Source organism: Citrobacter sp. L55, from assembly GCF_002850715.1.
Taxonomy (GTDB): Bacteria; Pseudomonadota; Gammaproteobacteria; order Enterobacterales; family Enterobacteriaceae; genus Citrobacter; species Citrobacter braakii.
Map to the genome: position 1 here is coordinate 590,485 of NZ_KZ559400.1, position 22,191 is coordinate 612,675.

Here is a 22,191-nt window from a genome sequence, read left to right on the forward strand (position 1 = left end):
CGCCTTCCTGCACCTCGAAAGCCATAACCTATGAAAAATTAGACGTCGTCGCCGTAACCGAGGCTACGCAGCGCGCGCTCGTCATCGGCCCAGCCGGATTTCACTTTCACCCACAGCTCAAGGTGAACGGGCGCTTCGAACATCTCCTGCATGTCTTTACGCGCTTCGATGCCGATGGTTTTAATTTTGGCCCCTTTGTTGCCAATAACCATCTTCTTCTGCCCTTCACGTTCAACGAGGATCAGACCGTTAATATCGTAACCACCGCGCTCGTTAGATATAAAGCGCTCAATCTCCACGGTAACGGAGTACGGCAGTTCAGCCCCCAGAAAACGCATCAGCTTTTCACGGATGATTTCAGACGCCATAAAGCGCTGAGAACGGTCGGTGATGTAATCTTCCGGGAAGTGATGAATGGCTTCCGGCAGGTGCTTACGCACGATGCCCGCAACGGTATCAACATTCAGGCCGGTTTCGGCAGAAATCGGGACAATATCAAGGAAGTTCATCTGGCTTGCCAGAAACTGCAGGTGCGGCAGTAAATCGGCTTTTTCCTGAACGTTGTCAACTTTGTTCACAGCCAGAATAACCGGGGCTTTACCGTCGCGCAGCTTGTTGAGCACCATTTCGTCGTCCGGCGTCCAGCGGGTGCCTTCCACAACGAAAATAACCAGTTCAACATCACCAATCGAGCTGCTTGCCGCTTTGTTCATCAGGCGGTTAATCGCCCGTTTTTCTTCCATATGAAGGCCCGGGGTATCAACATAAATTGCCTGATACGCACCTTCGGTATGGATGCCAACAATACGGTGACGTGTTGTCTGAGCCTTACGTGAGGTTATGGAAATCTTCTGCCCAAGCAGATTATTCAACAGGGTGGATTTGCCGACGTTCGGGCGACCGACGATGGCAATAAATCCGCAGTAAGTTTTCTCTTCGCTCATTCCAGCTCCAGTTTTTTCAACGCCTGTTCGGCGGCAGCCTGCTCAGCCTTACGACGGCTCGAACCTGTGCCAACCACCGGTTCACTCAGGCCGCTGACCTGGCAGTGGATAGTAAATTCTTGATCGTGTGCTTCACCACGAACCTGCACCACCAGATAGGACGGTAGCGGCAGGTGGCGACCCTGCAAATATTCCTGCAGGCGCGTTTTCGGATCTTTTTGTTTATCGCCTGGGCTAATTTCATCCAGACGAGTCTGATACCAGTTCAGGATCAGTTGTTCAACGGTTTGAATATCGCTGTCGAGGAAGACGCCGCCGATCAAAGCTTCAACGGTATCTGCCAGGATCGATTCACGACGGAAACCGCCGCTTTTCAGCTCGCCTGGCCCCAAACGTAAACATTCACCGAGGTCAAACTCACGGGCTAATTCAGCCAGCGTATTGCCGCGAACCAGCGTCGCGCGCATGCGACTCATATCACCTTCATCCACACGCGGAAAACGGTGATACAGCGCATTAGCGATAACAAAGCTCAGAATAGAGTCGCCTAAAAATTCTAAACGCTCGTTATGTTTGCTGCTGGCGCTACGGTGAGTTAATGCCTGCTGCAACAGCTCCTGATGATTAAAAGTGTAGCCCAGCTTCCGTTGAAGCCGATTAATTACGATGGGGTTCATGCGATACCAATAAATGAATGCGTCAACAATTCAGCACACGAAACAGACCTGATATACGCATTTCGCTTAGCCATCCCGCTTCGGCTGAATGCATTTATACACAAACCAACGCTGTTTCGTGTGCCGTGGCAACCTGTCGGTGCCAACCTCAAACTTCGGGGGAATATTCTATACACAACGACAAGGGATGTCGTTAGTCTGCGGGAATTTATCCGAGAAATAATTCACGCTGTCGCCATAATGACGACAACGTGAACGATTATCAGCGATTAGTGAATGCCACCAATACGGCTTAAGCGCACACCGGTCGGCCATTCGCCTTCTTGCTTATCGAAACTCATCCAGATAGCGGTTGCTTTACCAACCAGATTCGCTTCCGGCACAAATCCCCAGTAACGGCTGTCCGCGCTGTTGTCACGGTTATCACCCATCATGAAGTAGTGTCCCGGCGGGACGATCCAGGTTGCCAACTGCTGGCCTGGCTGGCGGTAATACATCCCCACCTGATCCTGCGCGATTGGCACGGTCAGAATGCGGTGCGTTACCTCACCCAGCGTTTCTTTACGCTCGGAGAGGCGAATACCGTTATCTTTCGTTTCATTCAGCGGAACCTCAAAGAAGCCGCTGGTCGCTTCACCGCCGTTACGACGCGCAAAAGTCTGCACAAAATCACTTGGCTGAACATCAGAGTACGTTACCGGCAGCGCGTTTTCACACGCCTGACCAGAACTGCATCCTGGCTGAATAGTTACCTCTTTCGCCACCGGATCGTACGTCACTTTGTCTCCCGGTAAACCGACAGCACGTTTGATGTAGTCCAGACGCGGATCTTCCGGGTATTTAAACACCACGATATCACCACGTTTCGGATGGCCGGTTTCGATCAGCGTTTTCTGGTAAATCGGATCTTTAATCCCGTAGGCGAATTTCTCCACCAGGATAAAGTCACCGATAAGCAGTGTCGGCATCATCGAACCAGACGGGATCTGGAACGGCTCATAAATAAATGAACGCACCACCAGCACAATAGCTAAAACCGGGAAAACGGATGCCCCGGTTTCCAGCCAGCCTGGCTTAGGGGCCACTTTTTTCAGCGTTGCTTTATCCAGTGAATCACCTGCAGCAGCTTGCGCTGCTGCCTGACGCTCCCGGCGTTTAGGCGCGAAGATGAATTTATCTACGCACCATAAAATGCCCGTCACCAATGTGGCAATCACCAGAATCAGGGCAAACATGTTCGCCATGCCAACTCCTTAAGATTATTTGCTGTCTTTACCGACATGCAGAATGGCGAGGAAGGCTTCCTGTGGCAGTTCGACGTTACCGATCTGCTTCATGCGCTTTTTACCCTCTTTCTGTTTTTGCAGCAGCTTTTTCTTACGGCTGATATCGCCACCGTAGCATTTCGCCAGAACGTTTTTACGCAGCTGCTTAACCGTTGAACGCGCGATGATGTGCGTACCAATGGCCGCCTGGATCGCGATATCAAACTGCTGGCGAGGGATCAGATCTTTCATCTTCTCGACCAGTTCACGACCACGGCTCTGGGAGTTGTCGCGGTGGGTAATCAGCGCCAGCGCATCGACACGTTCGTTGTTGATGAGAACATCAACGCGCACCATGTCAGACGCCTGGAAACGTTTGAAGTTATAGTCCAGCGACGCATAGCCGCGAGAAGTTGACTTCAGACGGTCGAAGAAGTCGAGTACCACTTCCGCCATCGGAATTTCATAGGTCAGCGCCACCTGGTTACCGTGGTAAACCATGTTGGTCTGTACGCCGCGCTTCTCGATACACAGCGTGATGACGTTACCGAGGTAAGCCTGCGGCAGCAGCATATGACACTCAGCAATCGGCTCACGCAGTTCGTAAATGTTGTTCAACGGCGGCAGCTTGGACGGGCTATCGACGTAGATCGTCTCTTTCGCCGTGGTTTCGACTTCGTAGACTACGGTCGGCGCGGTAGTGATCAGATCCAGATCGTATTCACGTTCCAGACGTTCCTGAATGATCTCCATGTGCAGCAGACCGAGGAAGCCACAGCGGAAGCCGAAGCCCAGCGCGGTTGAGCTTTCCGGTTCATAGAACAGGGAGGCGTCGTTGAGGCTCAGCTTGCCGAGCGCGTCACGGAAGTTTTCGTAGTCGTCAGAGCTCACCGGGAACAGACCGGCGTAAACCTGCGGCTTCACTTTTTTAAAGCCTGGCAGCGGCTTGTCCGCCGGGTTACGCGCCTGCGTCAGGGTATCGCCAACCGGTGCGCCCAGGATGTCTTTAATCGCACAAACCAACCAACCCACCTCGCCGCATTTCAGCTCGGTACGGTCAACCTGTTTTGGCGTGAAGATGCCCAGACGGTCAGCGTTATAGACCTGACCGGTGCTCATCACTTTAATTTTGTCGCCTTTACGCATGGTGCCGTTTTTAATACGCACCAGTGACACGACGCCCAGGTAGTTATCGAACCAGGAGTCGATGATTAGCGCCTGTAACGGACCTTCCGGGTCGCCTTCCGGCGGCGGGATGTCGCGCACCAGACGTTCAAGAACGTCAGTGACGCCAACGCCGGTTTTCGCCGAACAGCGAACGGCATCCGTCGCATCGATACCGACGATATCTTCGATCTCTTCCGCCACACGCTCAGGATCGGCGGCTGGCAGGTCAATTTTGTTCAGTACCGGCACCACTTCCAGATCCATTTCCATGGCGGTATAGCAGTTAGCCAGGGTCTGTGCTTCGACGCCCTGTCCGGCATCAACCACCAGCAGTGCGCCTTCACAGGCGGCAAGCGAGCGGGAAACTTCATACGAGAAGTCAACGTGGCCCGGGGTGTCGATAAAGTTAAGCTGATAGGTTTCACCATCAGATGCTTTGAAATCGAGCGTCACGCTCTGCGCTTTGATAGTAATACCGCGCTCACGCTCAAGATCCATCGAGTCGAGAACCTGCGCTTCCATTTCACGGTCAGACAGGCCACCGCAGATCTGGATAATACGGTCAGACAGCGTCGATTTACCGTGGTCGATGTGAGCTATGATTGAAAAGTTACGTATGTTCTTCATATAGTGTAATTATTGTGCCTTACGCCCGCCTGAGCAGGCTCTGAGAAGTCGCTGATCTGAGCTTAACGTCTGTTTAAGTGAAACGCCGCATTCTACACTACAACGCTGAGGCGAGGAAATGTTCATAGAGCAAGGATAGCGGGAACTGGAAACAACTTTGCAAAGTCGGTGAAACTTTTGCCGGATGGCGACACAAGCGCCATCAGGCAAAGCTATCACTGATGGGTTTCGACTCGAATGAGATCGGGTGGAAGAGCAACGTTCAGAATGACCGGCTGCCAGGCTTCGCGCTCAGCAAGCTTACGAGAGTATCCACGGGCAATCAGGAATCCGCCCACGCCCCCCAGCACGGCACCGCTTAATGCCGCAAGGTCGGAACCAAACAGCACCTGGAATAGCGCCGCGAAGAGAAAGAGCCCCGCCAACGGAGACATGTAGACCAACATCGCTGAACCCAGCAGGCTACCCTCGGCGATACCCAGTTCAACTTTTTGACCGGGCGCTAAGGGTTCGTCGCTGGGCACCACGATGGTATGCGTGGTCTGCGGCCCAAGTTTGTTCAGCACGCGGCTCCCGCATCCGGCCCGCGAAGCACAGCTGCTACATGATGCTTTAACATCACAGCTGACCGTCGCCAGACCATTTTGCCAGGAGACGACTGTCGCCCACTCTTTAATCATTGTGCAGCCCTGAACTTAATATTGTCCGCGATACGCTTCGCCGTTTGCGGTGGAAGCTCGCCCACAATCGTAATTTCTGCGTTATCACGCACGCTGGTACTAACCGTTCTACGCCCGGTTCGCAACAGCTGATCGGCGCTGTTTTGCATCGCACGGTTTACGTTCACGGAGAAACTGAACAGGCCATCAGAATATAGGCGCGATTCGATCGGCATGTTATCCATCGTCGGCAGCGGACGTCGACTGCTGGAAACTTCGCTGAAGCCTTGCGGCAACCACGACGGACTCCAGTTGAAGTTGGTTTTCTCACCCGCAGGAACTGACAGCAACGGCGGTAGATTGGCTTTCGCCAGCGCCTGCATGCTATCGCTAACGCCGTTGTTTACGGTAAACGCGATAACACGGAACTGTTCCAGCGTCTCACCATCACGGTCGAGAAGATCGACGCGCATCGGCAGCTTAGTCTCCGTGTCCATCCAGACGATATAGCTGTAACGCGTACCGTCACGGGCGACTACGCGGATCACTTCACAGAGCCGATCGGCAATGCGGGTGCGACCTACTGAGATAAAGTCATAGTAGGGAGCAAGACGTTTGAAGTCGGTGTAAATCAGAGAGGGCAGAGAGTCAACGATATAGTCGCCGTTCAGCGTGAACGGTTCGAGACCAGGCTCAAAATAGCTAATTTCATTGCCACGCTGCACCACTTCCCGGCGCGGTCCATCCATTTGCAACAGTTGCGCTAGCGGACGGTTATCCAAGCGGGCATGGCGATAACGTAGGGATTCAACACCCTGCTTATTGATGCTGACAAATGACAGCTCATAGGTTAGCGACTGGCTGGCCAGATTCATCTGCTGCAACAACGCCCCGGACGCAGGATTGGCCGAGGCGTTTACAGAGAAAAACAGGCTACCAGCCACAAGTGACATGGCAAACCAAAGTTGCTTCATTACTGCGATTGCGTTCCTAAAGTTTGAATTCCTGGCACCTGCACAGCGGCTTGCTGTGTTTGGGCCTGCTCAAACTGAAGCTGTTCAGAGTGCAGTCGACGTTGCAGTTCGTAGTCCTGCAACATGGCATTAATACGACGACGCTGCTCCTGTACCTGCTGTTGCTGACCGCCGCTGGCCGTCGCGTCAGAGGGTACACCCAGGCTTACCGGACTGGCTTTACCCATCATCGGTAATGTATTAAATACCGGCGTTTCGGGCTGCTGGGACGTTTCAGATTGCCCATTATAGTGCTGGACGCCAACAATAACTGCAAGTGATACACACGCGGCCACACCCATTTGGGTAAGCTGCGCGGCCCATGGACGCATTTTTTTCCAGAATGGCATTTTCTGCCACTGGTGCGGTGCTGGCTGGGCCTCAGGAATCAATGGCACCGTCTGACGTACTGGCTCATCCTGGATGGCAGCCATTACGCGGGCGGAAATATCGAAATGGAGAACGTCGGCGGTATCACCTCGCATGGAATCGCGAATCAGGTGATAACTCTCCCAGGTTTTTTGCATTTCCGGGTCCTGAGTCAGCTCTTTGAGTAACTCAGTATCCAGCGTTTCGCCATCCATTAAAGCGGAAAGTTTTTCTTTCTGCATGCCTAATACCTTTTCCAGTATCCCGCTATCGTCAACGCCTGATAAGCGGTTGAACTTTATTATCAATAGCTTCCCTCGCTCGGAAGATACGTGAACGCACCGTACCTACCGGACAATCCATGATAGCGGCTATCTCTTCATAGCTCAGGCCATCCAGCTCCCGCAAGGTTATTGCCATGCGTAAATCTTCCGGGAGGGACTCAATAGTCCGGAAAACTATCTGTCTCAGTTCTTCTGACAACATTAAGTTCTCAGGGTTCGAAATTTCTTTCAGCGCACCGCCACTTTCGTAATTTTCTGCTTCAATCGCATCAATATCACTGGAAGGTGGACGACGCCCCTGAGCGACCAGGTAATTCTTCGCTGTATTGACTGCAATACGATACAGCCAGGTATAAAAAGCACTATCTCCCCGGAACGAGTCCAGCGCACGATAGGCCTTGATAAATGCTTCTTGTACTACATCGGGTACATCGCCCGACGGTACATAGCGAGAAACCAGACTCGCCACCTTATGCTGATAGCGCACTACCAGTAGGTTAAAGGCTTTCTGATCTCCCTTCTGGACCCGTTCTACCAGGACCTGGTCCGTTAACTGCTCGCTCATCCGAGGTAAAGTCTCCCCAAACCAAATTTCCACGCGCCTTCGAAACGCCACTCCATCAGCTTCACTATGAGCAAGCAAATGCTTAGAGTGCTCAAGTTTCGTAAAGTTCCGTTACGCATTGTTTTTTGTTTGTCATGTTGTAGACAGGTCTTATCTCTCATTATAAGTCTACATAATCCGATCGACGCACTATCTGTTTAGAAATGCCCATTTCACCGCTTGCAGAGTAACCCAACGGCCACTTTATTTCATCACATAATCTGGTGCTAACGGCCTGCTTCACAAAATATTTTTGCTCATTTCGTCCTCGTCATGCTTTTTTTTTCATGTTTAGTCACTGCAACACATTTAAAAATAAAACGTGCAGTATCGCGCAATGTGGTGCTATGGTGACCAAACACTGTTTAGTAAATTAAACAAAAATCATGAATACGACTCCTGAATTATCCTGTGACGTGCTGATCATTGGCAGCGGGGCTGCCGGACTCTCACTGGCGCTGCGCCTGGCCGAAAAACATCAGGTTATTGTCCTGAGCAAAGGTCCGGTCAGCGAAGGCTCGACATTTTATGCCCAGGGCGGTATTGCCGCGGTGTTTGATGAAACCGACAGCATCGATTCCCACGTTGAAGATACCCTGATTGCCGGGGCCGGCCTGTGCGATCGCCATGCGGTTGAATTTGTCGCCAGCAATGCCCGCACCTGCGTTCAGTGGCTTATCGATCAGGGCGTCTTATTTGATACGCAGGTTCAGCCCAACGGTGAAGAGAGCTATCACCTGACCCGTGAAGGTGGTCATAGCCATCGACGCATTCTGCACTCTGCGGATGCCACCGGTAAAGAAGTCGAAACCACCCTCGTCAGCCAGGCACAAAATCACCCCAACATACGGGTTCTTGAGCGCAGTAATGCCGTCGATCTGATTGTCTCCGATAAAATCGGTCTGCCGGGAACGCGTCGGGTTGTCGGAGCCTGGATCTGGAACCGTAATAAAGAAGCCGTAGAAACCTGCCATGCCAAGTCAGTAGTGTTGGCCACCGGCGGCGCGTCAAAGGTGTACCAATACACCACCAATCCAGATATTTCCTCGGGTGATGGGATTGCGATGGCCTGGCGCGCGGGATGCCGTGTCGCCAACCTGGAATTTAACCAGTTTCACCCGACGGCGCTGTATCATCCGCAGGCGCGCAACTTTCTGCTAACCGAGGCGCTGCGTGGCGAAGGCGCACATCTGAAGCGCCCGGACGGTTCGCGCTTTATGCCCGATTTTGACGAGCGTGGCGAACTGGCTCCCCGCGATATTGTTGCCCGCGCCATTGACCACGAAATGAAGCGCCTGGGCGCTGACTGCATGTTTCTCGACATCAGCCATAAACCGGAAGAATTTGTTCGTCAGCATTTCCCGATGATTTATGAAAAATTGCTGGGACTGGGCATCGATTTGACCAAAGAGCCGGTTCCCATCGTTCCTGCCGCGCACTATACCTGCGGCGGCGTGATGGTGGATGACTTTGGCCGTACGGATGTCGACGGGCTGTATGCGATCGGCGAAGTGAGTTACACCGGCCTGCATGGAGCCAACCGGATGGCGTCAAACTCATTACTGGAGTGCCTGGTTTACGGCTGGTCCGCGGCTGAAGATATCGACAGGCGAATGCCTTATGCTCGCAGCGTCAGCACCCTCCCGGATTGGGATGAAAGCCGGGTAGAAAACCCGGATGAACTGGTTGTGATTCAGCATAACTGGCATGAGCTGCGGCTATTTATGTGGGATTACGTCGGTATCGTGCGCACAACTAAACGTCTGGAGCGCGCCCTACGCCGTATCACCATGTTGCAACAGGAAATCGACGAGTATTACGCTCATTTCCGCGTGTCGAACAACTTGCTGGAACTGCGCAATCTGGTGCAGGTTGCTGAGCTGATTGTCCGCTGCGCGATGATGCGTAAAGAGAGTCGGGGCCTGCACTATACGCTGGATTATCCAGAACAGCTTCCAGAGGCGGGCCCGTCCATTCTCTCACCGCTAAGTCATCACATGAACAGATAAAACGCCTGGGTCAGCGCCGTGTAACCTTCAGAGTAACGTTGGTCTGGCCCACGGATCACCAGCCTGTCACTAAAGCACTCCCCGGCCTGCGGGGAGAATGCCAGCAGTACCCGATTCGGTAGTCGGGCCTCAGTTTCTGCTACATCCGTGCGCAATCGCAGATGCCAGCCCATGCCCAGTGCCTGCTGGGAAAAGGCGTTACCAATCTGTTCGGGCAGCACCACACAGAAAAAACCTTCTTCCGTAATGCTGTCTGCCGCCAGCGTCAGCAATACTTGATGATCGAGCGTGGTGGTGTAGCGAGCCTGCTCGCGCTGCGGCGTGGCACATTCCACTCCCTGTTCATAATAGGGAGGGTTGCTGATGATCAAATCAAAGCGCACGGTCTGGCGCGGTACCCACTGCTGCACATCTTCCGTATGAACGTTCACGCGATGCATCCACGGGGATTGCGCGATGTTCTCCTGCGCCTGCTGCGCGGCATCAACATCAAGCTCCACAGCGTCAATGATGACGTTTTCATCTGTGCGCTGGGCCAGCATCAGCGCCAACAGGCCGCTCCCGGTACCAATATCCAGGATCCGCTTTACGCCAGCAACAGGGGCCCAGGCCCCCAATAAAATGCCGTCCGTTCCGACTTTCATTGCACAACGATCGTGTGCCACAAAAAACTGCTTAAAAGTAAATCCATTACGTCTAAGTACGGATGTAGACTGGGGCATGAAGAACAACCTTCCTGGAAAAAAAACGATAACATAGGATAAAAACAATACCTGAGAAGGTATATCCATACAAACAGATGAAGATTGCAGCCGTAACGTCTATAATCAGCGCCCCACTCAGAGGTAGAACATGACTGTAACGACTTTTTCCGAACTTGAACTCGATGAAAGCCTTCTGGATGCCCTCCAGGAAAAAGGTTTCACTCGCCCGACCGCCATTCAGGCTGCCGCCATTCCGCCTGCGCTCGATGGCCGTGATGTACTCGGTTCTGCGCCGACAGGCACCGGTAAAACGGCGGCATATTTGCTGCCAGCGTTGCAGCACCTGCTCGACTTCCCGCGCAAGAAATCTGGCCCGCCGCGCATTTTGATTTTGACACCGACGCGCGAACTGGCGATGCAGGTTGCCGAACACGCCCGTGAACTGGCGAAGAATACGCATCTGGATATCGCCACGATTACCGGCGGCGTGGCTTACATGAACCACATGGAAGTCTTTAGCGAAAACCAGGACATCGTGGTCGCCACTACCGGTCGTCTGCTGCAGTACATTAAAGAAGAAAACTTTGACTGCCATGCGGTTGAGACACTAATCCTCGATGAAGCAGACCGCATGTTGGACATGGGCTTTGCCCAGGACATCGAGCATATCGCTGGAGAAACCCGCTGGCGTAAGCAAACTATGCTGTTCTCCGCCACGCTGGAAGGCGATGCGATTAAAGATTTTGCTGAGCGTCTGCTGGAGGATCCGGTTGAAGTTTCGGCGGATCCGTCTACCCGCGAACGCAAGAAGATTCATCAGTTTTACTACCGTGCCGATGACATCGAGCACAAAACGGCCCTGCTGATCCATTTGTTAAAACAGCCGGAAGCGACCCGCTCGATTGTTTTTGTACGTAAACGCGAGCGTGTGCACGAGCTGGCAGGCTGGTTGCGCCAGGCGGGCATTAATAACTGCTATCTCGAAGGCGAGATGGTGCAGAACAAACGTAATGAAGCGATCAAACGCCTGACCGATGGTCGTGTGAACGTGCTGGTAGCAACCGACGTTGCCGCTCGTGGGATCGATATTCCTGACGTCAGCCACGTGTTTAACTTCGACATGCCGCGCAGTGGCGATGCCTATCTGCACCGCATTGGCCGTACCGGTCGTGCAGGCCGTAAAGGTACTGCGATCTCTTTGGTTGAAGCCCACGACCATCTGCTGCTCGGCAAAGCGAGCCGCTACATTGACGAGCCACTGAAAGCACGCGTCATCGACGAACTGCGTCCAACCACGCGCGCGCCAAGTGAGAAATCTAACGGTAAGCCATCCAAGAAAGTGCTGGCGAAGCGCGCCGAGCAAAAAGCGAAAGAGAAAGAGAAACCGCGGGTGAAAAAACGTCACCGCGACGCCAAAAATGTCGGCAAACGCCGTAAGCCGAGCGGAGCTGCTACCCAGCAGTCCGACAAAGAGTAAACCGAATGCCGGGCCATTTAGCCCGGCATTTTTTGTGCACAAAAAAGCGGAAGATACGTTGGCATCTTCCGCTTTCAGATTCTCTGCCAGACGGGGTTATTCCCCGTGAACCTTACAGGCTCTCAGTAAAGGTACGAGCAATAACGTCGCGCTGCTGTTCTGGCGTCAGAGAGTTGAAACGCACGGCATAACCAGAAACACGGATGGTCAGCTGCGGATATTTTTCCGGATGCTTAACCGCATCTTCCAGCGTTTCACGACGCAGAACGTTCACGTTCAGGTGCTGACCACCTTCCACACGGACTTCCGGCTGTACGTCTACCGGTACTTCACGGTATTCGATCTCACCCAGTTTGCTGACAGCAACGACTTCATCAGCATTGAAACCTGCTTTCGCAACGATGCAGCGTGCTTCGCCTTTTTCGCTGTCCAGCAGCCAGAAAGAGTTCAGCAGGTCGTCATTTGCAGCTTTAGTAATCTGGATACCTGTAATCATTTGATGCCTCCCCGGCAAAATTATTTGATCTCGGTTGGCCGTCATCCGGCCAATTGGTAAAACCATTGTTGCTTGAGTGTATATATACCCCTCACACCCCCTTGAATCTTTGATTTAAATCAATAAAAACCACACATGAAAAGTGGTGATAGGTGGATTTTATTGTTTTACATCAACTTACGCCACATGCGCAGCTAAACTTTTTACATAAATTTTCAACTATCTTTAAGGGGTAGACCCTTGAGAAACGTACAGAATTTTGCGACGTCGAAAGAAGCAGTTAAGCTAGGGGGATTGAAAATTCGCAGGAGAGCGAGATGGCCACCGAATTAACCTGGCACGATGTGCTGGCAGAAGAGAAACAGCAGCCTTATTTTGTTAACACGCTGCATACTGTGGCGGGCGAGCGTCAGTCAGGTATGACAATTTATCCGCCACAAAAAGATGTATTCAACGCTTTTCGCTTTACCGAACTTGGCGACGTGAAAGTCGTCATCCTGGGGCAGGATCCATACCACGGTCCGGGCCAGGCACACGGTCTCGCGTTTTCTGTCCGCCCCGGTATTGCCACCCCGCCCTCGTTGCTGAACATGTACAAAGAGCTGGAAGCAACGATTCCTGGCTTCACACGCCCAACGCACGGATATCTGGAAAGCTGGGCACGCCAGGGTGTGCTGTTACTCAACACCGTGCTTACCGTCCGTGCCGGGCAGGCACATTCGCACGCCAGTCTGGGATGGGAAACATTTACCGATAAAGTCATCAGCCTGATTAACCAACATCGGGAAGGCGTGGTATTCCTGCTCTGGGGTTCACACGCACAAAAGAAAGGTGCGATTATTGATGCGCAGCGTCACCATGTATTGAAAGCGCCGCACCCATCACCGCTCTCTGCGCATCGCGGTTTCTTTGGCTGCAATCATTTTGTACTGGCTAATGAGTGGCTGGAACAGCGAGGTGAAAAGCCGATTGACTGGACGCCGGTATTACCAGCAGAAAGCGAGTAAAAAAATGCCAGCGAATCGCTGGCATTTTTATTATCAGGCTTTGTTCTGACGCCACCACTCCGCGAGCAGCACGCCGGTCGCGACAGAAACGTTGAGCGTTTCTACGTTGCCCGTACCGTCTATCGCCACGCACAGGTCGTCGGCTGAGCATGCTGCTTCTGGCAGAGCCTCACGCTCACGCCCTAATACCAGCACCATTTTTTCCGGCAACGTGGTAGTAAACAGCGGCTTGCCTTTCACGCTTGAGGTCATCACTACCGTGTAACCCGCTTTACGGAAGTCGTCCAGCACATCGACAATACTGTCACCGGTGATCGGCTGAACGTGCTCAGCTCCGCCTTCAGCAGTGCGGATAGCCGCACCTGATTCCAACAGCGCCGCATCCTGTACCACTACGCCTTTCACACCGAAGTGCGCGCAGCTACGCATCATGCCGCCCAGATTGTGCGGGTTAGCAATGTCTTCCAGGGCCAGCACGCAATCCTGCGCCCCGGCCTGACCAACCCACTGCTTAACAGTGGTACCGTTACGTTTTTTGATCAGGAAACAGACGCCGCCATGGTGTTCAGTGCCGGAGGCTTTCGCCAGCTCGGCTTCGTCAACCACGTGGTAGGCTTTGCGGTTCGCCGCCATCCAGCGTAATGCTTCTTTAAAGCGCGGGGTTACGCTCTGAACAAACCAGGCGCGAACAATAGCGTCCGGACGACTCTGGAACAGAGCCTGACAGGCATTCTCACCGTAAACGCGGGTTTCTTCCGCGCGCTGACGACGTAATACTTCAGGATCGATAAAGCTTTTGCCGCTGATACCACCGTGATCGGCTTTGTCTGCTGCATCATCATTCGGTGCGCGGGACACGGTACGCCATGGTGAATCTTCACGTCCACGGTCGCGTTCTACATCGCGGCCACGACCACGTTCACGACCACGTTCGCTGTTCGGACCCTTTCTGTCATCACGGGCAGGGCGACGACCGCCTTCGGCTCGGGAAGTACCGGGGCGACCGCCGCCTTTACCAGTACGTGGATTTTGGGTGCGTTTGTCCGAGTCATCGTCACTGCGGACGTACATCACTTTGACCTTGCCGTTTTTATTCTTCAGTTCGTCGCTCATGTTTTTCTCCACCTGCTCTGCGCGAAGCGCGAAGATTACCCGATGTGCACGTCGTTAGCCATTATTTCATTTAAAAGCTAAGGACTATTGTACTCATTGAATAAAACGCATTGTTGTTTAGAACAGACTCCCCGATAATATGTAACATAATAGAAACATACTGGCGTTACTGCCGTGAAGTCCACTCCACTCATCCAGAGGTTAGTTATGAATACCGTTTGTACCAGCTGCCAGGCTATCAACCGCATCCCCGACGATCGTGTCCAGGAAGCGGCTAAATGCGGACGCTGTGGTCACGACCTGTTTGATGGGGAGGTGATCAATGCGACCGGTGAAACACTGGATAAACTGTTAAAAGACGATCTCCCGGTGGTGGTTGATTTTTGGGCCCCCTGGTGTGGTCCATGCCGTAACTTCGCCCCGATTTTTGAAGATGTCGCGGAAGAGCGTAGCGGTAAAGTGCGTTTTGTTAAAGTGAATACAGAAGCCGAGCGTGAACTCAGCGCCCGTTTCGGTATCCGCAGCATCCCGACCATTATGATCTTCAGAAAAGGTGAAATCGTCGACATGCTTAATGGCGCCGTACCTAAAGCCCCGTTTGATAGCTGGCTTAACGAATCATTATAATCTCTACGGGGCGCATCTTGTGCCCCGTTTTCACCTCTGCGACAATAGCGTTTTTCAACGTGTTCTCCCATGACCGATAACGCTGTTCTTCAGTTACGCGCTGAGCGCCTCGCGCGCGCCACGCGCCCTTTCCTTGCCCGAGGTAATCGCATTCGCCGCTGTCAGCGCTGCCTGCTGCCGCTGAAGCTCTGCTTGTGTGCAACGCTGGTGCCGTCTGAGGCCAAAAGCCGCTTTTGTCTGGTGATGTTTGATACCGAGCCGATGAAGCCCAGCAACACGGGACGTTTGATTGCCGATATTTTGCCCGATACCACAGCTTTTCAGTGGTCACGCACCGAACCGCCGCAGGCGTTGCTCGAACTGGTGAAAAATCCGGATTACCAGCCGATGGTTGTATTCCCGGCATCCTATGCGGGCGAAGAGCGTGAAGTGATTTTCGCTCCACCAGCCGGTAAACCGCCGTTGTTTATCATGCTTGATGGTACCTGGCCTGAAGCGCGTAAAATGTTCCGCAAAAGCCCGTACCTTGATAACCTGCCGGTGATCTCCGTTGATTTATCGCGACTTTCCGCTTACCACCTGCGTGGCATTCACGCCGAAGGGCAATACTGTACTGCCGAAGTGGCCATCGCGTTGTTGGATCTGGCGGGCGATACGCAAGCCGCGGAGGGATTGAGCGAACATTTCACTCGCTTTAAAACCCGCTACCTGGCAGGAAAAACTCAACATCAGGGAAGCGTCACAGCAGACTCGCCAGAAAGCGTTTAAAATCATTCGGTCACTGGTGTCATTAAGGAAGCCGATATGAGTCAGCGTGGTCTGGAAGCACTACTGCGACCGAAATCCATTGCGGTGATTGGGGCGTCAATGAAGCCTAATCGCGCAGGTTACCTGATGATGCGTAACCTGCTTGCCGGCGGTTTCAATGGACCTGTTTTACCAGTGACGCCAGCATGGAAAGCGGTGTTGGGCGTCCTGGCCTGGCCCAATATCAACAGCCTGCCTTTTAGCCCAGACCTTGCCGTGTTGTGCACCAATGCCAGCCGCAACCTGGCATTACTCGAAGCGCTTGGCGAGAAAGGCTGTAAAACCTGCATTATTCTTTCAGCTCCCGCATCGCAGCACCTGGAATTGTTGGCCTGCGCCGCACGCTACAACATACGTCTCCTCGGCCCCAACAGCCTGGGACTTCTCGCGCCCTGGCAGGGGCTTAACGCCAGCTTTTCCCCCGTCCCCATCAAGCGCGGTAAGTTGGCATTTATTTCCCAGTCAGCGGCGATTTCCAACACCATTCTGGACTGGGCGCAGCAGCGCGACATGGGTTTTTCCTGGTTTATCGCGCTGGGCGACAGCCTGGATATCGACGTTGATGAACTACTGGATTACCTGGCGCGCGACAGTAAAACCAGCGCGATATTACTTTATCTCGAACATTTAAGTGATGCCCGGCGCTTTGTCTCCGCCGCCCGTAGCGCCTCGCGCAATAAACCCATTCTGGTGATTAAGAGTGGTCGTAGTCCGGCGGCGCAGCGTTTACTGCATACCAGTGCAGGGATGGACCCTGCGTGGGACGCGGCTATCCAGCGCGCCGGTTTATTACGCGTACAAGACACTCACGAGCTGTTCTCTGCGGTAGAAACCCTGAGCCACATGCGTCCACTGCGCGGCGACAGGCTGATGATCATCAGCAATGGGGCCGCGCCTGCCGCACTGGCATTAGATGAGCTGTGGTCAAAAAATGGTAAGTTGGCGACATTGAGTGAAGATACCTGCCAGAAATTACGCGATGCGTTACCTGAACATATTGATATCGCCAACCCGCTGGATCTGCGTGACGACGCCAGCAGCGAACACTACGTTAAGACGCTGGATATCCTGCTCGCCAGCCAGGATTTCGACGCACTGATGGTGATTCACTCACCCAGCGCAGCCGCCCCGGGAACAGAAAGCGCACAAGCGTTAATCGAAGCGGTAAAACGTCATCCCCGCGGTAAGTTTGTCTCGTTGCTGACCAACTGGTGCGGAGAGTTTTCCTCTCAGGAAGCCCGTAGACTGTTTAGCGAAGCCGGATTACCTACCTACCGCACGCCAGAAGGCACCATCACCGCGTTTATGCATATGGTGGAGTACCGGCGTAACCAGAAGCAACTGCGGGAAACCCCTGCGCTGCCCGACTACCTGACCACCAACACCGCCGAGGCGCATAATCTGTTACAGCAGGCGATTGCTGAAGGAGCAACGTCGCTGGATACCCATGAAGTGCAGCCGATTTTACAAGCCTATGGCTTACACACGCTGCCGACGTGGATCGCCAGCGACAGCGCTGAAGCCGTACACATCGCGGAGCAAATCGGTTACCCGGTGGCGCTAAAGCTGCGTTCTCCTGATATCCCGCATAAATCAGAAGTTCAGGGGGTAATGCTCTACCTGCGGACAGCAACAGAGGTGCAGCAGGCAGCCAATGCGATTTTTGATCGGGTAAAAATGGCCTGGCCGCAGGCGCGCATTCACGGTTTATTAGTACAAAGTATGGCGAATCGCGCTGGCGCTCAGGAGCTGCGCGTCGTCGTTGAACATGACCCGGTATTTGGCCCGTTGATTATGCTTGGTGAAGGCGGAGTTGAGTGGCGACCAGAAGAGCAGGCCGTGGTGGCGTTGCCGCCATTGAACATGAATCTGGCGCGTTATCTGGTGATCCAGGGGATCAAAAATAAAAAGATCCGCGCTCGCAGCGCATTACGCCCATTGGATATCGACGGGTTAAGTCAGCTTCTGGTGCAGGTCTCCAATCTGATCGTCGATTGCCCGGAAATTCAGCGTCTGGATATTCATCCGCTGTTGGCCTCCGCCGGTGAATTTACCGCGCTGGATGTCACGCTGGACATTGCCCTTTTCACGGGCGATAACGAAAGCAGACTGGCTATACGTCCCTACCCCCATCAGCTTGAAGAATGGGTGGAGTTGAAGAACGGCGAGCGTTGCTTGTTCCGCCCTATTTTGCCCGAGGATGAACCTCATCTGCAGCAGTTCATTTCTCAGGTAACAAAAGAAGATCTTTATTATCGCTATTTCAGTGAGATCAACGAATTTACCCACGAAGATTTAGCCAATATGACGCAGATCGACTACGATCGGGAAATGGCCTTTGTTGCGGTACGCTGTAAAAACAATCAGCAAGAGATCCTCGGCGTAACGCGAGCAATCTCGGATCCTGATAACATTGACGCCGAGTTCGCCGTGCTGGTTCGTTCAGATCTCAAAGGGCTTGGACTGGGTCGCCGGTTGATGGAAAAATTAATTGCATATACCCGAGATCACGGACTTAGACGTTTGAATGGTATTACGATGCCAAACAATCGTGGGATGGTCGCCCTGGCCCGGAAACTCGGGTTCGCTGTTGACGTCCAACTCGAAGAGGGAATTGTTGGGCTAACGCTTAATCTGGCCCAATTTGAGGAATCGTGAGTAAGGTACTGGAAATGTTGACCACATTAATAGGTACTGGTGGTATCATTACCCGCTTATGTCGTCTGCATAGCACAGAGGACCCTTCAATGAACAGAGAAGAAATGCACTGTGATGTTGTCAAAATTTAAGCGTAATAAACATCAACAACACCTTGCCCAACTACCCAAGATTTCTCAGTCAGTTGATGATGTAGATTTCTTTTATGCTCCCGCTAATTTCAGGGAGACTCTGCTGGAAAAAATAGCCAGCGCGACGCGACGGATCTGCATTATTGCGCTGTACCTGGAACAGGATGACGGTGGCAAAGGCATACTCGACGCGCTCTATGCGGCAAAACGGCAGCGTCCTGAACTGGATGTCCGGGTGCTTGTCGACTGGCACCGAGCCCAGCGCGGACGTATTGGTGCTGCGGCATCGAATACCAACGCTGACTGGTATTGCCGAATGGCACAAGAAAACCCAGGTATTGATATTCCTGTCTACGGTGTTCCGATTAACACCCGAGAAGCGCTTGGCGTCCTGCATTTTAAAGGCTTTATCATCGATGACAGCGTCCTGTACAGCGGGGCCAGCCTGAATGATGTTTATCTGCATCAGCATGATAAATATCGCTATGACCGTTATCAGTTGATTCGCAACGCGCAAATGGCCGATATCATGTTCGATTGGGTCACGCAGAACCTGATGAACGGTCGCGGCGTTAATCGTCTTGATGATATTAATCGCCCTAAAAGCCCGGAAATTAAAAACGACATCCGCCTTTACCGTCAGGAACTGCGCGATGCGTCATTCCATTTTCAGGGTGATGCGGATAATGAACAGCTCTCGGTAACGCCTCTGGTAGGCCTTGGAAAATCCAGTCTGTTAAATAAGACCATTTTCCACCTTATGCCCTGCGCGGAGCACAAGCTCACAATCTGTACCCCTTATTTCAACCTGCCCGCTATACTGGTGCGCAATATCATTCAGCTGCTGCGTGAAGGCAAAAAGGTCGAGATCATTGTCGGTGATAAAACCGCCAACGACTTTTTCATTCCAGAAGATGAGCCATTTAAAATCATCGGCGCGCTGCCCTACCTGTATGAAATTAACCTGCGCCGTTTCCTGAGCAGACTGCAATATTACGTGAATACCGACCAACTGGTCGTGCGCTTATGGAAAGATGATGACAACACCTATCATCTGAAAGGCATGTGGGTTGATGATAAATGGATGCTGCTCACCGGCAACAACCTTAACCCTCGCGCCTGGCGTCTGGATCTGGAAAACGCCATCCTTATCCACGATCCGAAGCAAGAGCTGACTCCCCAGCGCGATAAAGAACTGGAGCTTATTCGCACGCATACTACCGTCGTTAAGCACTATCGCGACCTGCAAAGCATTGCCGACTATCCAGTCAAAGTGCGTAAGCTCATCCGTCGACTACGCCGTATCCGTATCGACAGACTAATTAGCCGTATTCTGTAACCAAGACCCCGTCCAGTGACGGGGTTTTTCCTATGGAGGCAACGGTGCGCTTGTTTATTCTTTTCAGTATCCTGGCCATTTCTGGCTGCAGCCACATGGCAAACGACCGCTGGAGCGGACAAGACAAGGCTCAACACTTTATCGCCTCCGCTATGCTCTCCGCAGCTGGAAACGAATATGCTCAACATCAGGGCAACAGCCGCGATCGCAGCGCGGCTATCGGCCTGATGTTCTCTGTCAGCCTGGGCGCGTCAAAAGAGTTATGGGACAGCCGTCCCGCTGGGAGCGGCTGGAGCTGGAAAGACTTCGCCTGGGATGTTGCAGGCGCGTCTACCGGCTATGCGGTCTGGCAACTGGCACATCACTAGAGGCGCAGACCTTTCCCCTTCCCATGCAGCATCAGCGATACCAAAAATGCGACTATTGCCAGTGCTGTAACGTACCAGAAGAATGTTGTTTCCATACCGACAGACTTCAGGGATAACGCAACATATTCGGCTGAGCCACCAAACAGAGCATTGGCCACCGCATAAGATAATCCAACCCCAAGAGCGCGCACCTGTGCCGGGAACATCTCGGCCTTCAGAATACCGCTGATTGACGTATAGAAACTCACAATCAGCAAGGCACACATCACCAGAGCAAACGCCATATACGGGGACGTCACGCTTTGCAACGCTGTCAGAATGGGGACGGTGAAAATCGCGGCCAACGCGCCAAAACACAGCATTGAAGTACGTCGGCCAATTTTATCTGACAAGGCACCGAACAACGGTTGCACTAGCATAAACACACACAGTGCCGCCGTCATAATCCCACTGGCTACGTTGGCATGCATACCGGCAGTGTTAACCAGGTACTTCTGCATGTAGGTTGTGAACGTGTAAAAACAGAGCGAGCCAGCAGCGGTAAAGCCAAGCACCATGATGAAGGCTTTGCGATTACGCCACAGACCTTTCAGAGAACCAGCTTCTTTCAGCGCGCGAACGTCCTGTTTCGAGGTTTCATCCAACTGTCGACGCAGCCATAACGCAACAATAGCCAGTACGGCGCCCAACGCAAATGGAATACGCCAACCCCACGATCTTAGCGCTGAGTCTTCTAACGTTTGCTGTAATATGACCACAACCAGCAGTGCCAGTAACTGCCCGCCGATTAACGTCACGTACTGGAAGGAAGCATAAAAACCTTTCTTACCTTCAACTGCTACTTCACTCATATAGGTAGCGCTGGTCCCGTATTCACCACCGACAGACAGCCCCTGAAATAACCTAGCCAGCAGCAATAGAGCAGGAGCCCAGGTACCGATGGTTTCATATCCCGGAAGACAAGCGATCACCAGCGATCCCATACACATCATACAAACTGACAGCAGCATCGACTTTTTACGCCCGTGCTTATCCGCGATGCGACCAAACAGCCAGCCGCCAATCGGTCGCATCAGAAAGCCTGCAGCAAAAACTCCGGCTGTTTGTAAGAGTTGCGTGGTGGTGTTTCCTGATGGAAAAAAGATATGAGCAAAATAGAGAGAGCAGAAAGAATAGATATAGAAATCAAACCATTCGACCAGATTCCCTGATGATGCTCCGACAATCGCCCATATACGACGCCGAGTATCGCCGTCTGCCAGCGCCCCGTTCTCAGTTACACTGCTATCAGCCATTAGAATTGTACCCCTGCCAACGATTGCATTAATTTATCAATGGTGGTTGTGTATTTTTTGGTGAAATAAATGTTATATAATTGTTATAATTTATTATGAGAGAAAGATCACGGTTTTCATTAGCAGAGAAAGGATTCAGATATGTTCGAGAAAGAGAAAAATCGGTTTGAAATAGAGTGGGCTTTTATGGGCTGGATAAAATGGTACGCTGCATCCGGCAGTTCCATTCTCTGCAGACGCAAAAAAGCCCATCCGGCAGGATGGGCTTCTTCACTTATTTGATGCCTGGCAGTTCCCTACTCTCGCATGGGGAGACCCCACACTACCATCGGCGCTACGGCGTTTCACTTCTGAGTTCGGCATGGGGTCAGGTGGGACCACCGCGCTACAGCCGCCAGGCAAATTCTGTNCTGGCAGTTCCCTACTCTCGCATGGGGAGACCCCACACTACCATCGGCGCTACGGCGTTTCACTTCTGAGTTCGGCATGGGGTCAGGTGGGACCACCGCGCTACAGCCGCCAGGCAAATTCTGTTTATCAACACACCTCTC

22 protein-coding genes and 2 rRNA genes are annotated in these 22,191 nt (G+C 52.7%); 9 read left to right on the plus strand and 15 right to left on the minus strand.

Translation table 11 applies throughout. The features are described 5' to 3' along the window. Positions 1-38 precede the first annotated feature (38 nt). The 9 genes from era to rseD form a co-directional block, all read right to left on the minus strand. Positions 39-944, minus strand: coding sequence for a GTPase Era (era, locus tag B9P82_RS07255; protein WP_003037581.1), 906 nt, complete (start codon positions 942-944; stop codon positions 39-41). Beyond that, positions 941-1,621 carry a ribonuclease III gene (rnc, locus tag B9P82_RS07260; RefSeq protein WP_003037579.1) on the minus strand — a complete coding sequence of 227 codons (681 nt, stop codon included), beginning with the start codon at positions 1,619-1,621 and terminating at the stop codon, positions 941-943. The genes era and rnc overlap by 4 nt, the downstream gene beginning before the upstream one ends. 269 nt (positions 1,622-1,890) lie before the next feature. Beyond that, complete coding sequence (gene lepB / locus B9P82_RS07270; RefSeq protein WP_016154048.1) at positions 1,891-2,865, minus strand: signal peptidase I; 975 nt, start codon at positions 2,863-2,865, stop codon at positions 1,891-1,893. A 15-nt stretch (positions 2,866-2,880) separates the two neighbouring features. Next, complete coding sequence (gene lepA / locus B9P82_RS07275) at positions 2,881-4,680, minus strand: translation elongation factor 4 (protein ID WP_003037577.1); 1,800 nt, start codon at positions 4,678-4,680, stop codon at positions 2,881-2,883. A gap of 215 nt (positions 4,681-4,895) precedes the next feature. Beyond that, positions 4,896-5,360 (minus strand): SoxR-reducing system protein RseC, encoded by a 465-nt coding sequence (gene rseC / locus B9P82_RS07280; RefSeq protein ID WP_094761041.1) that lies wholly within the window; start codon positions 5,358-5,360, stop codon positions 4,896-4,898. Continuing rightward, positions 5,357-6,313, minus strand: coding sequence for a sigma-E factor regulatory protein RseB (rseB, locus tag B9P82_RS07285; protein WP_016154050.1), 957 nt, complete (start codon positions 6,311-6,313; stop codon positions 5,357-5,359). Before rseB ends, rseC begins: the two co-directional genes overlap by 4 nt. Beyond that, the gene (gene rseA, locus B9P82_RS07290; RefSeq protein ID WP_019077408.1) at positions 6,313-6,963 is read right to left on the minus strand and encodes an anti-sigma-E factor RseA; all 651 of its coding nucleotides are present in this window, start codon (positions 6,961-6,963) and stop codon (positions 6,313-6,315) included. Before rseA ends, rseB begins: the two co-directional genes overlap by 1 nt. A 31-nt stretch (positions 6,964-6,994) precedes the next feature. Continuing rightward, positions 6,995-7,570 carry an RNA polymerase sigma factor RpoE gene (gene rpoE, locus B9P82_RS07295; protein WP_003037573.1) on the minus strand — a complete coding sequence of 192 codons (576 nt, stop codon included), beginning with the start codon at positions 7,568-7,570 and terminating at the stop codon, positions 6,995-6,997. Further along, positions 7,567-7,731, minus strand: a complete 165-nt coding sequence (rseD, locus tag B9P82_RS28240; protein ID WP_049259737.1) for a rpoE leader peptide RseD — start codon at positions 7,729-7,731, stop codon at positions 7,567-7,569. The genes rpoE and rseD overlap by 4 nt, the downstream gene beginning before the upstream one ends. A 264-nt stretch (positions 7,732-7,995) precedes the next feature. On the opposite strand from rseD, the gene nadB reads away from it, so the two are divergent. After that, positions 7,996-9,618, plus strand: a complete 1,623-nt coding sequence (gene nadB / locus B9P82_RS07305) for an L-aspartate oxidase (protein WP_047358259.1) — start codon at positions 7,996-7,998, stop codon at positions 9,616-9,618. Here nadB and trmN read toward each other — a convergent pair. Then, on the minus strand, positions 9,603-10,340 hold the full coding sequence (gene trmN / locus B9P82_RS07310) for a tRNA(1)(Val) (adenine(37)-N(6))-methyltransferase TrmN (protein WP_016154053.1): 738 nt from the start codon (positions 10,338-10,340) through the stop codon (positions 9,603-9,605). The genes nadB and trmN overlap by 16 nt on opposite strands. 130 nt (positions 10,341-10,470) lie before the next feature. Here trmN and srmB point away from each other — a divergent pair, with 130 nt between their 5' ends. Then, the gene (gene srmB, locus B9P82_RS07315) at positions 10,471-11,799 is read left to right on the plus strand and encodes an ATP-dependent RNA helicase SrmB (RefSeq protein WP_016157176.1); all 1,329 of its coding nucleotides are present in this window, start codon (positions 10,471-10,473) and stop codon (positions 11,797-11,799) included. A gap of 112 nt (positions 11,800-11,911) precedes the next feature. On the opposite strand, the gene grcA is transcribed toward srmB, so the two are convergent. After that, on the minus strand, positions 11,912-12,295 hold the full coding sequence (grcA, locus tag B9P82_RS07320) for an autonomous glycyl radical cofactor GrcA (protein WP_003037563.1): 384 nt from the start codon (positions 12,293-12,295) through the stop codon (positions 11,912-11,914). Positions 12,296-12,612: 317 nt separating this feature from the next. Here grcA and ung point away from each other — a divergent pair, with 317 nt between their 5' ends. Then, a complete protein-coding gene (ung, locus tag B9P82_RS07325) occupies positions 12,613-13,302 on the plus strand; it encodes a uracil-DNA glycosylase (RefSeq protein ID WP_016154055.1) in 690 nt (229 codons plus the stop codon). Positions 13,303-13,335: 33 nt separating this feature from the next. Here ung and B9P82_RS07330 read toward each other — a convergent pair whose 3' ends face one another. Further along, a complete protein-coding gene (locus B9P82_RS07330; RefSeq protein ID WP_016157178.1) occupies positions 13,336-14,415 on the minus strand; it encodes a tRNA/rRNA methyltransferase in 1,080 nt (359 codons plus the stop codon). Positions 14,416-14,622: 207 nt separating this feature from the next. Here B9P82_RS07330 and trxC point away from each other — a divergent pair, with 207 nt between their 5' ends. From trxC to B9P82_RS07355, 5 genes are all read left to right on the plus strand, one after another. Continuing rightward, positions 14,623-15,042 carry a thioredoxin TrxC gene (gene trxC, locus B9P82_RS07335; protein ID WP_003037559.1) on the plus strand — a complete coding sequence of 140 codons (420 nt, stop codon included), beginning with the start codon at positions 14,623-14,625 and terminating at the stop codon, positions 15,040-15,042. Positions 15,043-15,111: 69 nt separating this feature from the next. Further along, the gene (gene tapT / locus B9P82_RS07340) at positions 15,112-15,810 is read left to right on the plus strand and encodes a tRNA-uridine aminocarboxypropyltransferase (protein ID WP_016154057.1); all 699 of its coding nucleotides are present in this window, start codon (positions 15,112-15,114) and stop codon (positions 15,808-15,810) included. Positions 15,811-15,846: 36 nt separating this feature from the next. Beyond that, the gene (gene pat, locus B9P82_RS07345) at positions 15,847-18,507 is read left to right on the plus strand and encodes a bifunctional acetate--CoA ligase family protein/GNAT family N-acetyltransferase (RefSeq protein ID WP_101700140.1); all 2,661 of its coding nucleotides are present in this window, start codon (positions 15,847-15,849) and stop codon (positions 18,505-18,507) included. Positions 18,508-18,621: 114 nt separating this feature from the next. Beyond that, entirely contained in the window at positions 18,622-19,977 is a 1,356-nt protein-coding gene (gene pssA, locus B9P82_RS07350) for a CDP-diacylglycerol--serine O-phosphatidyltransferase (protein WP_003835350.1), read from the plus strand. Between the two features lie 32 nt (positions 19,978-20,009). Next, the gene (locus tag B9P82_RS07355) at positions 20,010-20,345 is read left to right on the plus strand and encodes a YfiM family lipoprotein (RefSeq protein WP_019077413.1); all 336 of its coding nucleotides are present in this window, start codon (positions 20,010-20,012) and stop codon (positions 20,343-20,345) included. Here the strand turns inward: B9P82_RS07355 and B9P82_RS07360 are convergent. Beyond that, positions 20,342-21,640 (minus strand): MFS transporter, encoded by a 1,299-nt coding sequence (locus B9P82_RS07360; RefSeq protein WP_016154060.1) that lies wholly within the window; start codon positions 21,638-21,640, stop codon positions 20,342-20,344. The genes B9P82_RS07355 and B9P82_RS07360 overlap by 4 nt on opposite strands. Before the next feature lie 141 nt (positions 21,641-21,781). Here B9P82_RS07360 and B9P82_RS28440 point away from each other — a divergent pair, with 141 nt between their 5' ends. Continuing rightward, a complete protein-coding gene (locus B9P82_RS28440) occupies positions 21,782-21,922 on the plus strand; it encodes a hypothetical protein (protein WP_168188435.1) in 141 nt (46 codons plus the stop codon). 1 nt (position 21,923) lies between these two features. Here B9P82_RS28440 and rrf (B9P82_RS07365) read toward each other — a convergent pair. Further along, positions 21,924-22,039: ribosomal RNA gene (gene rrf / locus B9P82_RS07365) — 5S ribosomal RNA — on the minus strand. Between the two features lie 9 nt (positions 22,040-22,048). Next, positions 22,049-22,164, minus strand: a 5S ribosomal RNA gene (gene rrf, locus B9P82_RS07370). Between the last annotated feature and the right edge of the window lie 27 nt (positions 22,165-22,191).

Excerpts from the sequence above, each read along its gene's own strand:
- srmB (WP_016157176.1), top strand. The coding sequence starts at position 10,471 with ATGACTGTAACGACTTTTTCCGAACTTGAACTCGATGAAAGCCTTCTG.
- ung (WP_016154055.1), top strand. The coding sequence starts at position 12,613 with ATGGCCACCGAATTAACCTGGCACGATGTGCTGGCAGAAGAGAAACAG.
- tapT (WP_016154057.1), top strand. The coding sequence starts at position 15,112 with ATGACCGATAACGCTGTTCTTCAGTTACGCGCTGAGCGCCTCGCGCGC.
- B9P82_RS07360 (WP_016154060.1), bottom strand. The coding sequence starts at position 21,640 with ATGGCTGATAGCAGTGTAACTGAGAACGGGGCGCTGGCAGACGGCGAT.
- era (WP_003037581.1), bottom strand. The coding sequence starts at position 944 with ATGAGCGAAGAGAAAACTTACTGCGGATTTATTGCCATCGTCGGTCGC.
- nadB (WP_047358259.1), top strand. The coding sequence starts at position 7,996 with ATGAATACGACTCCTGAATTATCCTGTGACGTGCTGATCATTGGCAGC.
- pssA (WP_003835350.1), top strand. The coding sequence starts at position 18,622 with ATGTTGTCAAAATTTAAGCGTAATAAACATCAACAACACCTTGCCCAA.
- pat (WP_101700140.1), top strand. The coding sequence starts at position 15,847 with ATGAGTCAGCGTGGTCTGGAAGCACTACTGCGACCGAAATCCATTGCG.
- rseD (WP_049259737.1), bottom strand. The coding sequence starts at position 7,731 with ATGAGAGATAAGACCTGTCTACAACATGACAAACAAAAAACAATGCGT.
- rseA (WP_019077408.1), bottom strand. The coding sequence starts at position 6,963 with ATGCAGAAAGAAAAACTTTCCGCTTTAATGGATGGCGAAACGCTGGAT.
- grcA (WP_003037563.1), bottom strand. The coding sequence starts at position 12,295 with ATGATTACAGGTATCCAGATTACTAAAGCTGCAAATGACGACCTGCTG.
- rpoE (WP_003037573.1), bottom strand. The coding sequence starts at position 7,570 with ATGAGCGAGCAGTTAACGGACCAGGTCCTGGTAGAACGGGTCCAGAAG.
- rseC (WP_094761041.1), bottom strand. The coding sequence starts at position 5,360 with ATGATTAAAGAGTGGGCGACAGTCGTCTCCTGGCAAAATGGTCTGGCG.
- trxC (WP_003037559.1), top strand. The coding sequence starts at position 14,623 with ATGAATACCGTTTGTACCAGCTGCCAGGCTATCAACCGCATCCCCGAC.
- lepB (WP_016154048.1), bottom strand. The coding sequence starts at position 2,865 with ATGGCGAACATGTTTGCCCTGATTCTGGTGATTGCCACATTGGTGACG.
- B9P82_RS07355 (WP_019077413.1), top strand. The coding sequence starts at position 20,010 with ATGGAGGCAACGGTGCGCTTGTTTATTCTTTTCAGTATCCTGGCCATT.
- rseB (WP_016154050.1), bottom strand. The coding sequence starts at position 6,313 with ATGAAGCAACTTTGGTTTGCCATGTCACTTGTGGCTGGTAGCCTGTTT.
- trmN (WP_016154053.1), bottom strand. The coding sequence starts at position 10,340 with ATGCCCCAGTCTACATCCGTACTTAGACGTAATGGATTTACTTTTAAG.
- B9P82_RS28440 (WP_168188435.1), top strand. The coding sequence starts at position 21,782 with ATGTTCGAGAAAGAGAAAAATCGGTTTGAAATAGAGTGGGCTTTTATG.
- B9P82_RS07330 (WP_016157178.1), bottom strand. The coding sequence starts at position 14,415 with ATGAGCGACGAACTGAAGAATAAAAACGGCAAGGTCAAAGTGATGTAC.
- rnc (WP_003037579.1), bottom strand. The coding sequence starts at position 1,621 with ATGAACCCCATCGTAATTAATCGGCTTCAACGGAAGCTGGGCTACACT.
- lepA (WP_003037577.1), bottom strand. The coding sequence starts at position 4,680 with ATGAAGAACATACGTAACTTTTCAATCATAGCTCACATCGACCACGGT.